General features: G+C 30.1%; 12 protein-coding genes. 4 read left to right on the forward strand and 8 right to left on the reverse strand.

Annotation, left to right across the window (positions count from 1 at the left end; translation table 11 throughout):
• Positions 1-85: 85 nt before the first annotated feature.
• Together HMPREF2810_RS02810 and HMPREF2810_RS02815 are read left to right on the forward strand one after the other, a co-directional pair.
• On the forward strand, positions 86-1,141 hold the full coding sequence (locus HMPREF2810_RS02810; RefSeq protein ID WP_002382843.1) for a YibE/F family protein: 1,056 nt from the start codon (positions 86-88) through the stop codon (positions 1,139-1,141).
• Positions 1,138-1,902: a YibE/F family protein gene (locus tag HMPREF2810_RS02815; RefSeq protein ID WP_002382842.1), complete on the forward strand. Its 765-nt coding sequence runs from the start codon at positions 1,138-1,140 to the stop codon at positions 1,900-1,902. The genes HMPREF2810_RS02810 and HMPREF2810_RS02815 overlap by 4 nt, the downstream gene beginning before the upstream one ends.
• A gap of 632 nt (positions 1,903-2,534) precedes the next feature.
• On the opposite strand, the gene HMPREF2810_RS02820 is transcribed toward HMPREF2810_RS02815, so the two are convergent.
• Genes HMPREF2810_RS02820 through HMPREF2810_RS02830 form a run of 3 tightly spaced genes read right to left on the reverse strand, consistent with a single transcriptional unit; the run spans position 2,535 to position 5,230 of the window.
• On the reverse strand, positions 2,535-3,017 hold the full coding sequence (locus tag HMPREF2810_RS02820) for a PTS sugar transporter subunit IIA (RefSeq protein WP_002358535.1): 483 nt from the start codon (positions 3,015-3,017) through the stop codon (positions 2,535-2,537).
• A 10-nt stretch (positions 3,018-3,027) separates the two neighbouring features.
• The gene (locus HMPREF2810_RS02825) at positions 3,028-4,530 is read right to left on the reverse strand and encodes a PTS transporter subunit EIIC (RefSeq protein ID WP_002382840.1); all 1,503 of its coding nucleotides are present in this window, start codon (positions 4,528-4,530) and stop codon (positions 3,028-3,030) included.
• A complete protein-coding gene (locus tag HMPREF2810_RS02830; RefSeq protein ID WP_002358533.1) occupies positions 4,523-5,230 on the reverse strand; it encodes an N-acetylmannosamine-6-phosphate 2-epimerase in 708 nt (235 codons plus the stop codon). Before HMPREF2810_RS02830 ends, HMPREF2810_RS02825 begins: the two co-directional genes overlap by 8 nt.
• A 156-nt stretch (positions 5,231-5,386) precedes the next feature.
• Between HMPREF2810_RS02830 and HMPREF2810_RS02835 the strand changes: the two genes are divergently transcribed.
• Positions 5,387-6,205: a MurR/RpiR family transcriptional regulator gene (locus HMPREF2810_RS02835; protein ID WP_002358531.1), complete on the forward strand. Its 819-nt coding sequence runs from the start codon at positions 5,387-5,389 to the stop codon at positions 6,203-6,205.
• A 222-nt stretch (positions 6,206-6,427) separates the two neighbouring features.
• Here the strand turns inward: HMPREF2810_RS02835 and HMPREF2810_RS02840 are convergent, their stop codons facing one another.
• Positions 6,428-7,666 carry an MFS transporter gene (locus HMPREF2810_RS02840; protein ID WP_002382838.1) on the reverse strand — a complete coding sequence of 413 codons (1,239 nt, stop codon included), beginning with the start codon at positions 7,664-7,666 and terminating at the stop codon, positions 6,428-6,430.
• An 89-nt stretch (positions 7,667-7,755) separates the two neighbouring features.
• On the opposite strand from HMPREF2810_RS02840, the gene HMPREF2810_RS02845 reads away from it, so the two are divergent.
• Complete coding sequence (locus tag HMPREF2810_RS02845; RefSeq protein WP_002382837.1) at positions 7,756-8,625, forward strand: helix-turn-helix domain-containing protein; 870 nt, start codon at positions 7,756-7,758, stop codon at positions 8,623-8,625.
• Positions 8,626-8,812: 187 nt separating this feature from the next.
• Here the strand turns inward: HMPREF2810_RS02845 and HMPREF2810_RS02850 are convergent, their stop codons facing one another.
• The 4 genes from HMPREF2810_RS02850 to HMPREF2810_RS02865 form a co-directional block, all read right to left on the reverse strand.
• The gene (locus HMPREF2810_RS02850; RefSeq protein WP_002387726.1) at positions 8,813-10,681 is read right to left on the reverse strand and encodes a MucBP domain-containing protein; all 1,869 of its coding nucleotides are present in this window, start codon (positions 10,679-10,681) and stop codon (positions 8,813-8,815) included.
• A gap of 252 nt (positions 10,682-10,933) precedes the next feature.
• Positions 10,934-12,094 carry an FRG domain-containing protein gene (locus HMPREF2810_RS02855; RefSeq protein ID WP_308314444.1) on the reverse strand — a complete coding sequence of 387 codons (1,161 nt, stop codon included), beginning with the start codon at positions 12,092-12,094 and terminating at the stop codon, positions 10,934-10,936.
• Positions 12,095-12,336: 242 nt separating this feature from the next.
• Positions 12,337-13,545 carry an AbiH family protein gene (locus HMPREF2810_RS02860; RefSeq protein WP_002417331.1) on the reverse strand — a complete coding sequence of 403 codons (1,209 nt, stop codon included), beginning with the start codon at positions 13,543-13,545 and terminating at the stop codon, positions 12,337-12,339.
• 194 nt (positions 13,546-13,739) lie between these two features.
• Positions 13,740-14,525, reverse strand: a complete 786-nt coding sequence (locus HMPREF2810_RS02865) for a hypothetical protein (RefSeq protein WP_002387731.1) — start codon at positions 14,523-14,525, stop codon at positions 13,740-13,742.
• Between the last annotated feature and the right edge of the window lie 286 nt (positions 14,526-14,811).

Genomic DNA, 14,811 nt, shown 5'->3' on the forward strand with positions numbered 1-14,811 from the left:
ACAATTTATTTACACAAAATTATTGACGCTCCCAACTGATTTTGATAAAACCAAAGATATACTTTTTAATTAATCATACAGAGAAATGAGGGACTATATGAAAAAATTTAAATTTACATTATTTAGCTTGTTGGTAATTATTTTTAGTGGTCTATTAATTCAAAGATTTAGCGGTTACTTTTATACTACACCTGTTGGTATTGTAAAATCAGTAAAAATAATTGACAGCGAACAATTACTAACAGTTAAACTAGTAAATAATACAAAAAAAACTGTTGTTGTAAAAGTAAAATTTAATGGAAATGAAAGTACCAATCCAGTATTTAATAAAAATAATCAAATATTATTAGATAATTCCACTAAAAAGTGGGAATTTATTTCTCTAAAAAGAGATGGCTATACTTTTATTTTAGTAGTTAGTTTTGTTTCATTAGTCTTAGGTATCGCTGGAAAAAAAGGATTTTTTTCTTTAGTTGGTATTTTATTCAATATAATCTTTCTTTTTTTCTTGCTTTGGATAAATCAGCGAAACAGATCCATAAACTTACTATTGCTAATATCAATCTATACAATAATTGCTATTATTATATCAACTGGTACTCTCTACGGACTAAAAAAAATTGATTTAAGGAAGGTTTTAGCGACAATATTTAGTGTTTTTCTATCTTATTTTATTACCACAATTACTATGAAATTATTAAACGATCAAGGACTGCGCTATGAAGAAATGCAATTTTTAACTAGACCTTATCGAACTGTTTTTCTTGCCAGCTTAATGTTAGGAGGAATTGGAGCAGCACTAGACAATGTTGTTGTTATAATTTCAAGTTTAGATCAACTTGTAAGACATACTCCTGAGATAAATACAAAAGAATTAATAGAATCAGGAAAGAATATCGCTTCAGATACCACTACTTCGATGATTAATGTTTTGTTATTTGCCTATCTAAGTAGTGCAACGCCTTTTTTTATTTTCTATTTAGCTAATGGATGGGATTTTGTTGAGACATTCAAAATGCATCTTTCATTGGAAATAATGAGATTTTTATGTGGAGGACTTGCCATCTTGTTCACTATCCCAAGTTCATTTCTATTTTTTCTTTTATTTAAAAAAATAAAAAAAGAAGGGGAAAACAGATGAATGTAATTAGTTTATTAGTCATTATTTTTATCTTTATTTCAATTATCATATTTAAAAATAATTCTTTCTACTTTATTTCAGGATTATTTTTGAATATAGTCATTTTTATTGGCTATCTAATAGCTATATCGCTTCATATTTCTGTATATTTGGTAACCTTTGTATCTTTTTTACTAATGACGATAGTAATTCTTTATTGGATAAATGGACGTAATGCTAAAACAAAATTGGCTTTTATCTGTGTTATATTTTTTTTAGTTACTTTTACTATTGTGTCACTACCATTAATCACTGCTCTTAAGACACAAGGATTTTCTTCTGAAGAATTAATTGAATTAGCTAATTTTGATTTAAATGTTGATATCCCTTTTTCTGAACTAAACGTCTCAATTATTTTAATTAGTTTTTCTGGTGCCGTTATTGACGGAAGTATGGCTATTTGTAGTTCTACTTACGAAATATATACGAAGAACCCAGAGTTAACTTTTAAAGAACTATTTAATTCTAGTTTTAACGTAGTAATTGAGGTATTAAATTCGACTATATACACTCTCTTATTTGCTTTTATAGCATCTAATTTTGCATTAGTAATTTACTTACAGGATTTAAACTATTCATTTTTAGAATTAATTAATTCCAAAATTTTTGTAGGGGAACTATTAGTAAGTATTTTAACTGGTTGTGCAGGAATTTTAATTTTACCTTTGTCCTGTTTACTAGGTAGCTGGATATTAAAAAAAAGATTCCACACTTTGTATTGAAACCCAAAAGCTAGGCCGAATACCTTTTATAGAAATATATTTGGTATTTTTATACAATTAACCGTTCACTTATATTGAACAAAATTGCAGCCAAGTTTTGTTTTGATTTATTGGTGATTGAAATAATTAAATCCATTTGTTATGTAAGTCTTGATTAGTGTGAAAAAACACCCTCTAATCCAGTCCGCTCTTTTTCAAATACTTAAATAAAAGAATCCACAACTAATTTATCTGTTATTCTATGTAATATACTCAACAAAATTCACAGTAACTTAACTATGACTTTTCAGTAAAAATCAATTGTGCATACTGATACAGTAAGTTTAAACTTTTATTGTAATAGTATAATTCTTAATTTGTATTTTTTACTTCTATTCCTAATTGATTTATTCAAAATTATCACAAAATCGTAAAAGTTAAAATTGCATATTCTAACACAAGAAAATCAAAAAAAGATTTTCTTGTGTTAATATTTTTGAATATACTAAAGTTCCGATAAGTAGAAAACACCCTACTGATTTATATAATAGTAGGGTGTTTTGTTAATATAATTTACTTAAATTCTATAACTCACAGTCTATAATCACCTTTTATTCATTTAATTTTAATCCGATAACATACTTAACTCTACGTCAAAGTATAATTTTACCACATGAATCACCATATATAGTTGTATAACTATTTAAGATGACTTCATTAACTTGTTCAGGTTTAGTAAAAACAACTATGACAGATGGATCTTTTCCTGCTTGTTTAATTTGATCAAAATCAACTTCGGCTAATAATGTTTCGGTAGTAACCTTCTCTCCTGCATTAACAAAAATTGAAAAAGGTTTACCCTCCAATTCAACTGTATCTATACCAATATGAATTAAATACTCAATATCTGCATCGCTTTTTATACTAATTGCATGCTTTGTTGGAAAAACAGCTTCAATTCGTCCAGTCAAAGGAGCATATATTTTGTTACCTTCGGGAACAACTGCAAATCCTTCTCCAAGTACTTTTTTTGAAAATATTGGATCATTTACTTCTGAAATAGGAATAATCCTCCCTGAACAAGGAGCAGTAATGGAAATTCCTTCTTGTTTTTTATTTTTAAATAGATTAAACATAAGATATCTCCTAATTCTCAATTTCTAAAATTTGATTAATTTCTTGACTAAGTAAATCAGCTTTACCGCCAAAAACTGCCTGAATACCACCATTCACTTCAAAAACAGCGGTAGCACCTAGTTGTTTAATAGTTTCTTTGTCAACCATTCGGCCATCTACAACAGCTACACGTAAACGAGTAGCACAAGCTTCAACGGATTCAATATTGGTTTTACTACCAAGAGCTTTAATGATTATTTGAGCTTCATCATTTAATGATGTTTTTTTATTTAATTTATTTTCAGCAGTCGTTGGCAACTCTTCTCCCATTCCAGGAATAGCTACTTTAAATTTCTTAATGAAGAAAGTAAATACGCAGAAATAAACAATTGCCCAAGCAATTCCGAAAGGAATTAATTTCAGCCAATTTGTCTTATCGTTTCCTTGGAGTACACCAAATAATAAGAAATCAATTAATCCACCAGAAAATGAATTTCCTACTCGGATATTTAAAATATCAGCAAAATAAAAAGATAGACCATCTAAGAATGCATGAATTATATATAACCATGGGGCTACAAATAAAAACATATATTCAACTGGTTCAGTAATCCCTGTTAAAAATGAAGTCAAGCCACCACTAAAATAAAGTCCACCATTCTTTTTACGATTTTGTTTAGGTATAGCACGATACATAGCATAACAAGCTGCTGGTAAACCAAACATCATTGTCGCGAATCTACCTGCAAAGAAACGAGTACCATAAGTAAATAGTCCTGTATGGTTTGGATCAGCTAGTTGCGCAAAGAAAATATTTTGTGCACCAGAAACAGTAACTCCAGCTACACTTTCTGTACCTCCTAAAGACGTATACCAAAAAAGTGGATAAATAGTATGATGTAATCCTACTGCGCCAGTCAAACGAAGTAAAAATCCATACAAAAAAGTACCTAGACTTCCCATTTGTGCAATATGTTCTCCAACTACTGCTAATCCATTTTGAATTGGTGGCCAAATTAAATAAAAGAAAGAACCGATAATAATTGCCGCTAAACTAGAAATGATTGGAATAAAACGCGATCCGCCAAAAAAGCCCAAAAATTGCGGTAGTTCAATTTTCCGATATCGATTGTGTAGAAATGCAACAGTTCCGCCAATTATAATAGATCCAACAACACCAGTATCAAGAGTTGCATCTTTAGCAGAAAATAACGCAAGAAAGCCGCTGATCGTTGCTGTATACACTAAGTAAGATACTCCACCGGCTAGACCTGCTGTTCCTTTATCCCCGTTTGCTAACCCTACAGCAATACCTATAGCAAAAATCAATGCTAAATTAGTAAAGACAGCATTTCCTGCATAACTCATAATACTTAATACTGTATGGATCCATGGCTGTTCTAAAATTGGATACGCATTCATTGCACTTTCATTTGTTAAAGCACCACCAAGGCCTAAAAGTAAACCTGCTACTGGTAAGATTGCAATCGGTAACATAAATGCGCGACCTAATTGTGAAAACTTCTTAAACATCTTTTTCCTCCTTATTCAATGCATCGACAAATCTTTTAGCAATTTCTTGTGGTCGTGTAATTGCACCACCAACGACAATTCCTGCAACACCCAGCTTTTTAATTTGTCTTGCTTGTTCAGGTGTATGAATTTTCCCTTCAGCAATAACACAAATATTTTCTTGTACTAATTGTTTAATTAATTTCATATCTGGGCCATTTTGTTTTTTGCTCTCCTTTGTATAGCCACTTAAGGTTGTACCAACAAAATCCACACCAGCTTGATAAGCATTCTTTCCTTCCTCAAAAGTAGAAATATCAGCCATTAATAGTTGTTGAGGATACTTTTTCTTTACTTTTTCTATAAAAGTATTAATAGATAATCCGTCATGACGTTTACGTAAAGTACAGTCCAAAGCAATTACCTCCACACCAATTGCAACTAATTCATCTACTTCTCTCATAGTTGCTGTAATAAATGGCTCTTCAGGAGGATAATCTCTTTTTATTATGCCAATAATCGGTAAAGAAACTTTCTCTTTGATTTCCTTAATATCTCGAACAGAATTTGCACGTATACCAACAGCTCCAGCATTTTTAGCTGCTAATGCAAAATATGGCATTAAACCTCCTTCCTCTGTATAAAATGGTTCACCAGGTAGCGCCTGACACGAAACAATTAAACCGCCTGAAATTACTTCTAAGAATTTTGCTTTGTTCAAACTCCACAAACCTCCACTTTTATATTTTTTAGGATTTTTACTCCAAAAAAAAGTTTAGCATCCGCTTACATTGTTGTCAAGAAAAATGGAGAATTTTGGAGTTTTTTAATTTTTATAGTGTATAATAAACAAAAATTACATTCTAGAGGAGATTTTATGAATTACATTTATTTAATTAATGAACATTATCCCTTATTAACAAAATCGGAACGAAAAGTTGCTGATTTTATTCTTAACTCTGGAGAATCTATTATTTACAGTACTATGAATGATATTAAAACAAAAGCGAATGTTGGCGATGCAACAATCATTCGCTTTTGTCAAAAACTTGGATTTTCTGGTTTTTCTGATCTAAAAATTGAAATTGCTAAAGAAGATTTTAGCAAAAAAAAAGAACAACCATCTAGTGGTAAATACCACGATGAAGTTGCTAAAAGTTTGATTGAAGTACTTCAGTCTACTTCTTGTTTAATTAATGAAGAAAAATTAACAAAAGCAATCCAACTTATTAATCAAGCAAGCAGCCTATATATTTTTGGTGTAGGATCTAGTGGAAATACTAGTCTTGATTTGGAAAGTATGTTTTTGAGGGTAGGAATACAAGCTAAAGCTGTATTAGATCCTCATTATCAAGCTCAAGTTGCTTCTTTGTTAACAGATAGAGATTTAGTTATTATCTTTTCTTTATCTGGAAAAACAAAAGATACTTATGACTCATTAAAAATTGCAAAAAATAATGGAGCAAAAATACTTGCTATAACGAATTATATTCATTCACCAATAGGAAAATCTGCAGATTTAGTTTTACAAACAGCAATCGAAGAATTTTTAAATGGTGGTTCTTTAGCTGGAAAAATTTCACAACTTTATATTTGTGATTTGTTAGTACATGAATATGAACAAAATAACAAGATTAATTCATTGGATTTAAGAGAAAAAGTCTTACGTTCAATTATTGATAAAAGAATTGAGTGATAATTTAGAATTAGTTATTAAAAAAGCAACAAGATTATACTACATAAACAATATGTAATATGTATCTTGTTGCCTCTATTTATTTAGCATTATTCCTCAAATTATTTTGATAGATATCCTACAATATAATAAGCTCACTATACTATTTGTCTTAATAATAGGGGGTATATGGACATAAAAACGAATCGTTTTTTTATTTTGTATACGGTTAGCCGAGAAAGTTCATTTTCTGTTAGTTATATAAGATAGCATTAAACAACCACCACTTAATAACAATAAATAAATAATCAAAGCCTGTATTCTATGAAAACTAGAAATCAAAGAAAAAATACTCATAACCAATGGCGCCATCATCACCAAGATAGAATTAATTAACCCAACAGAAATAGCTAATTGTTGGGAATCTACAGAAGTCATTAACCAGCCAGACAATTTGGGCGTACTTACACCAACCAAAAAGCCAATAATGGCCAATCCACTCAAAATAACAACAAAATTCTCATAAAAACAACTAATTAGAAAAATGATAATAAAAAGATTCAAGCATAAAACAACAGTAGCTAACTGAACTTTTTTAAATAAAGGTACTCCAAACAGACTCCCCATGGCTAAAGAAAGTGTTAGTACTGCTCCAGTTAACGCAACGGTAAAGCTATAGTTACCAATGATCATTTTTGTTTTTTCTACGAATATGATTTGTAATAACGGTAAAAATGCAGCCAATAAGCCATTGATAATTCCCACTTGAAAAACCATTTGAAATAGCTTGGGTTGATATCTGATTTGATTGATTGCCTTTTTCAAAGAATGCCAATACGATTGTCTTTCTATTTGCTTCCTTGCGCCATCTTCTTCATTTGTTGCAACAGAAGAGGTATCCATAGATTTTTGAATAAACAAAAAAATCACACTGACTAAGAAAAAACTTATTGCATTAAGATACGCTAGTCCAGAGTATGAAACAAGTGCTAGCAGTGCCGCCCCTAAAAATTGTGCAATAAAACGAATGATTTGACCAAAACTGTTAGTTAAGCCCAACGCTTCCTCTAACTCGTCATTTGTACAAATTCTACGAATAATCGGAATTCTTAAACTGTTGCTGAATGTTCCAAAACAATCAGACACAAAATTAATACTAATTGTCACACAGATAATAAGCCATGCTTGCCATGAACTGGCAAACAAAATACCTACAAAACAATATAGTATCCCACGAATAAACCCACTCACTATAAGCCATTGAAAACGATACTTTGTCTGATCTGAAAAGTAACCTGAAAGACTTTCTAGTAAATTAGGTAGTGTTTCTAATAAAGCAATAATAGAAATAATTAGAGAATATTGTTTTAACTGACTAGCGTACGTAACTAGTGCCAAATAAAATAACGAATCTCCTGCAATAGATAAAACATTTGCCAACGAGAGTTGACGAAAAATTTTATTTTTTCTGAAAACATTCATTTGATTTCTCCCCCTCCTAGCAGTTATTATAAGAAAAAAGGAAAAAACAACAGGGAAATTGTCGTATTTGACTAAAAAGGAGGAACTTTATGAACACTATTGGAAAACAACTGAAAATCGAACGAAAAAATCGGGGCCTAACACAAAGTGAAATGTGCCAACCCATTCTTTCAACTTCCTATTATGCCAAGGTTGAAAAGGGGTATCATAAGATTGCAGCTGAGGATTTACTATCTATTTTGAAACAAAACAAAATCGATGTAATAGATTTTTTTATTTCACTTGAAAAAAAAGGTGCCACAGACATCTCTTATGAACAATTAATTCATTTAGCATGGAGTGAGGCTCACTTAAAACAAGATATACCTAAATTACACCGCTTAAAAAAATCGGTTGATCATAATCAAGTGATGTCAAAAAAACAAAAAGCATTACTTTTAGCACTCCTCGATTTATCAATTGCTGGGCTCTCCGATAGTTTAATTTCTATGCCTCCTGATACTAAACAATTATTACAAAACTATTTATTCACGCTACCAACTTGGAATAAATTAAAATTATCTGTTTATGGAAATGCACTCCGAGTTTATACTATTGAAAGTAATCAATTATTCATTAACAGTATCTTAAAAAAAGAACTTACTTCTTATACGCTTTCTAATCGATGTATTATTTTAACAATTCTCTTAAACTTTATTAGTATATGTATTGAATCAAATCAAGATAAATTAGCTTCTAACTATCTTGAATTCATCAATAGAGAAACCTCTTTTCCAGAGAATTTTTTTCAAAAAACTCTTGGTCACTACTTTACTTTATTGCTATTAGCCAGACAAAATAAGCAGATTCCTATGGAAGAATTAACAGCTATCTACAAAGTTTTAACACTTACTGGTTTGTCCCAATACGCAACAGAACTAGAAATTTTTTTTAAAAATCATACCTCTATTGTCAATTAAGTAGATAAGAACTAATTTAAAAAATCGAATTTTTTGAAGAGTATAGCACTACCTTGATATTCAATGTTCTAGAATTAGTATTGGATTTTTTTGTATAGTCGTAAAAAAATACCCCAAATAATTAGACATGGTATCTAATACTTGGGGCACTATTACGTTGTTTGTAATTAAAAAAATTATTAATCCCTTATTTGTCTTGCTTTAGCCTTTTAATAACAAATACAACAGTAAAACCAACAAAACTAACTACAAGCAAAGCCGAACCCAATGTATTTAATACTAAATTATTATTAAATCCTGTTCTAGGCAAAGATTTATCAATCTTTTTTCCTGTAGAAGTATTGTCCATTTTAACGCTATCATTTACCTTATTTTCTTCTTTAAATTCAGTATTCGATGTTTTGTTAATTTGAGCTTTATTCTCTTCTTTTAACACATCAATTTTTTTATATACGTAAACTATCTCTTGATCATTCTCTGTAAATACACCAGAAGCATTTCCCGTTAACTTTTCAAATTGATAACCGTCAAATGTTTTTTGCTCAGTAGAATACTCCTTACCTACAATGTCTGTCTTAGTAATAGGATCAATTAATTGATTTCCCTCTTCATCCATATAACGAACTGTTATCGTTGATTGTTTTACAGGAGGAGTTACAATTTTCTTATATACATAAACGATCTCTTGATCACTCTCTGTAAATACACCAGAAGCATTTCCTGTTAACTTTTCAAATTGATAACCGTCAAATGTTTTTTGCTCAGTAGAATACTCCTTACCTACAATGTCTGTCTTAGTAATAGGATCAATTAATTGATTTCCCTCTTCATCCATATAACGAACTGTTATTGTTGACTGTTTTGTAGTCGGGTAAGTCACCGTTACCTGTTTATCATCAGTAACTGTCAATAGATGCATGGGTTTTTGTGGAGTGGTTGAAGTCTCTCCTGTATCGGGGTTTAAGTAAACTTGATCATAGTAATAATTAAGATCTCCTTGCACAGTTGTATTTATAATTCCTTGCTGATTAGGTATTTGTGCCACACTAAAAGTCTTTTCTTCTCCACTTTTCAAATTAAATGCTGGAAAATCGATATCGGATAAAGTTATGTTTTCAAGATCACTCGTACCGTCATTTTTAACTGTGTAGGTTACAGTAATTTCTTTATTTGGATTACTTATTTTTTGTTCTGTTGTCATATCAAGTTTTATAGAAGCATGAGGAATTAATCCTAGATTTGCTATTGCATAACTGTGAACATACGGATTTTGAGTATCATTACTTTCAGTAAATGTTCCATCTAAATTGTAGTAACCACTGACTGTTTGGAGAGGAGCTTTATTATCAAAGTAATAGAAACCATCTGCTGAAAATTGTGAACTATTAACAATACTTGCTTTATTGGATTCAGTAATAGTTAACCATTTTGGTAGTTGACTAGGATTAATGTAAATGTAATTAATGTATGAGCTATCTTCGGGTACATTTTGAGCAATCCAGTTAGCTAAATTTAGGTTCCCAAAACCTGTTCTGTATGGTACTTCTGCATTATCCATAAGCGGATTAGCATCAGAAAATTGCTTTGAAACACTTTCGTACTCCGTCCAATCATCTGTTTCCATAGCTTTATCTGTTATTTCCGACCAATCTTTATTTAAATTCTGCTTTACCCATGCTGACTTAGGCTCAATAACAGCTGTAGCAGAATTAATAGGGGTTGTAGTAGATCCAGCATTCAAATGATTATTTCCTGGATAATCAAATCCTACCGTCAAATCCTTATTTGTAAAGGCTAGTTTATCAAAATGAATAGCAGGTGCTGACGGTTCATTTTGGTCTTGTATTCCATTGCCATTTAAATCAAACCAAATACGTGAACCATAGATAGGCAGAGTATCATCTGCAAATGCAGTGATTGCCATTCCCCCAAACGCAAAAATACATACTACTCCGAAAAGTATTTTTTTTATCATTTCTTCCTCCTTGAAATTATATTTTATTTTGTTTTTAACCCTAATTACATAGAATATACACAAATTAAGAAATTTTTTCAAATTATAAAAACTACCTTAAAAAACAACATAAAGAGCAATAGACATAATAACTTTAAGATAGTAGTAATTTATTTGAATATCACTATTATCCCCTAAATTAAAGTATACCCATAATTTACAAAAAATTGTTCTAAATATATAAAGAAAAAGTCAAAAACTTTTTAAGTTTATGGCCTCTTTGGTTTGAATTAAGAATACGACTTGGTGGGTCTTATTCTTAATTTCATATTTTTGTAAATTTTACTATTACTTTTATATTCTGTTATCTAATCTAATTACTGTGACATATCTACTGCCTTTATGATTAGCAGTCACAACAGCAAATTCCGTATCTATAGTATCTTGTTTATCTATTGGATTTTCAGTAGTGCCAATTTCTACAACAAAGTAGTCAGCTCTAATACCAACAAAATAGTTGTCCTCTTCTTTAACAAAAGTGGAATTAGTAGTATGAAATCCGTTTAAAAATAGTCTTTCCTCATTACTTAGATTGCTTTCCATACTGTCTGGAACAAAAAAAGATTTTGGTCCAAAAATTCTATTTTCATTTTCATAATGTTCAATAATAAACTTTTTCTTGTCTTCACTTTCAGAAAATTTCTGTGTTATACTAGATTGTTCTCCAAAAAATCTTTCCAAATATTTTGTTTGATGCTCTACGTCTGGATAGACACTCCCCTCATTAATTCCTAAACTAGACAGTTCATTTAAAATTTTTTGTTTTTTTCTAGAATCTATCTCAAATAGTATAGGTACTTGGTTTTCTTTATCGATCACAGAAAGATCTTCTATAGACTTGGAGACACTGTCTTCTTCATATTCAAAAGCTGGCATTATAAAATTTCCACTCTGTCGAATTATCCTATCTGTCTTTTTAGTTGAAATGACAATATGGGCTTTTTTTAAATCTTTACGAATACTCTCAGGATTACACAGTTGTTCTCTCAAATTCGTTTTTTCATTTAATTTTTGTAAAAAATTTTCATCCTGATCCTCACTATCTTCTTCCTTTATAAAATTCATAACCATATCACCCGGCAAAAAATTAATTGCTGCCTTCATTATCGCTGTATGATTCGTATCAAATTTAATATCCTCTGATTCATATACATAGACATATCCGGGTTCATCATTTGGTTCGATTACAGCGAAAAAAAGTGCAATTAAAGGATTACTTGTTATATCTAGTAATCTAGTCCTAGCGCCATAGTGTTGAAGATTAGATAAAGTTTCAAATGGATTACTTCTTAAAGCAGACGGATTTTCTGCTATCAATCTACTATAATATTTGTCGCTATTTTTTACTAGTTGTTCCTTTTGATATATTGAAGGAGAACGCTTTGAAAACTCTCTATTTTCTCCTCTAAAAAAAATTCTTTGTTTCCTCCTAGAGCCTGTAGTTCTGATAAAAATTTACTGACACTTTCTATGTGTATCATTATATTTTCTCCTTACTTGAACTTATATTTCGATTTACTCCTTTTGAAATTCTATACTTAAAATCACTAATAGACAAGAACTATAGAATGTCAAAATTCGTTCATACATGATAATCATCAGTGTAAATTACACCTAACAAGGGACCACTATCTTTTATTTACCAGAAGAGGTTAATACTCTGTGAACTATACAGTTTCTTAATATTGAATTTGCTGTTATATTATTTCTTTTATAATCAATCTTTTTTCTAATAGCAACTTGTGCAACAGATTTTTACCCTTTTTTGAATTATCAATACTATCGGAATAATTGTGCAACAACTTACTTATCTTATCCGCTAAATCTAATTCCATAGCCTCCTGAGTCGTTCCTTCATATACTTTATAATAAAAGGTCAATGAAATATTGCTAGCATACAAATCATAATGATCAAAAATTGTTTGAAAATAAGAATAATCCAATTCACTTAAAGAATGACAGAAAAAAGCAATTTCATATACTTCATTTTTAGGTAGTAAAATCTCCTGTTCATAAGTGCTAGCCAGTTTGGTCTCAGTCATTTGCCTAAATGTTTTCGTAAACCTAAAAATAGGTTTATTAGGATTTATTTTTTCTTGATCAATCCCAAAAATTATATTATCATTTTTAACTGTTCCATGAACATTCACAATCGATATTTTTGAATTTAAAGTATTAAAAGAATTTGTATAATTAAATGTAAATACCAAACCATCAACTTCTGGTAAAGTACTTTTTTTAGTTATAGATAACAAAAGTTTACGAGCTTTTTCTTTATAGCTTTCATTTACAACAGAGTTTATATAAATTGAAAAATATTTTTCAAAAAACCGAAGCTCATTGTATAAATAATTTATAACATCTTTACTATCATAATATTTGCTAGCATAATCCTCTCTACCCTCAACAGGCAGCCAGCAAGCTAAATGTAAACAGAATAAAGTTTTAGCATTTGCTTCATCTGGAGATTTGCCGTCAATTAATGATAAAATTTGGTTTAAACTTGGAATATCTTCTGCGCCTTCTGGAGTATTTAAAAATTCTAACATTCTTCGTTCTACATCCTGCCATTGTAAGTCGTTACTACCATCGTCAAACATATAAAGTATCAAATCCCAAAAAGTTAACTCACTTTCTAGAAGATCAGTGTATATTTTATCTACTCCATATTCGTTTATTTTACTAACAGTCTGATACGGATCTTTTGATTCTCTAACTTTAAAAATAGTATCATAGCTAGATTTTGGGGAAAGTTCCTCTTTAAAATGAAGAAATGCTCTATTTAAGAGAGACTCCAATTCTTTGTTAATTCTTTTAGAAAAAAAATCACTATACTTTGATTTCAATCCACTAGATAAGTCAAATCCATTCCCTAAAATGACAACTTTTTTATCCAAAGTAAACACTCCTTTTCTTATTTTGTATCTATTCAAAGTAAATTATATATAATAGCCATTTGATTGCATATATTTTAGTACTAATTAACATATCTCTAAATTTCTGATCTTTATGTTTTTAGGTGAATATTACAAAACTAGCTTGTATCTTATTCATCACACTTAAATTTGCTCTTTTAGCATCAATTTAAAAATTAATTTGTCTATTGTAAATTTTCTTTTTTTTCCCACCTGCGTCTATTTTGAACCGCTTCTTCAGAATAACAAGGTATATATTGATTATCTTTCAATTCATAACCTAAAGAAATCAAAAGAGACATTGCATCCTCTTGAGAAATTGATAAGCATCTTGCTAACTCATCAAGCCTCCAATTCCCTTTGTTTACAATAAATAGTCGTAGTTGTCTTCCGCCACGCAGTCCTTGTTTTTTTACCCATTGGTTTGCTACTCTTTGAATATGTCTTTTTTTTCCTTTAGTTGCAATATGTCGTCCTCCCTTAATTGCTAATTCTACAAATACAGGCTCTAACACACTTACAATGAATTTTGATAATTCTTCAATTATGTGGTCTACAGGGAAAGCTGCCCCAATGGCATTCAGTTCAGATATATATACTATCGAAATATCGTTTTTTACATATCCATTAAGCTTCATATTTTTAAGTTCTTTTAGTGTCCAATTATGGTTAGCTTTACCAACAAGATCAAGAAATATTACTTCATTTTTTTCATTAAAATAATAATCCGGGTAGCTTGTGTACAGAGTTTGTCCTTCTATTGGATTAAAAGATAGAAAAACAGATCTATCTTTATCCTGACTTTCTAAGTAATCTCGTTTCTGTTTGTTATAGCTCTTAACAATATCTTTAGCTGCTTCTGTAATTGAATCATTGTTAGCTAATTCTTTTTTTACTGTGTAAAATTCAGCTAGATTACTTTCTTTTAAATCTACTTTTGGATTGCCTATATAAATAAATGTGATTTCCATAATACGATTTCTCCTTTAACTAATTTTTATAATATTATTGCTTCACGCCTATAATATAGCACAACTTTAATAATCCACTACATACATGATAATAAATGGAACGAGAAAAAATATACTCAAAGTTTACACAAGTGACGTAGGCCCAACTTGAATGTCCTACTACGTACTTGGTGACAAGTAGAATATAAAAAAGACCAACAGGGTATACCCTGTTGGCTCTTTTCATCAGTAACTTTATAGTAGTTATTATTGTATTTTATTTTCAGCAAATTTTTCTAATTTTTTC

It is taken from the genome of Enterococcus sp. HMSC078F03 (assembly GCF_001811595.1).
GTDB classification, from domain to species: Bacteria; Bacillota; Bacilli; order Lactobacillales; family Enterococcaceae; genus Enterococcus; species Enterococcus faecalis.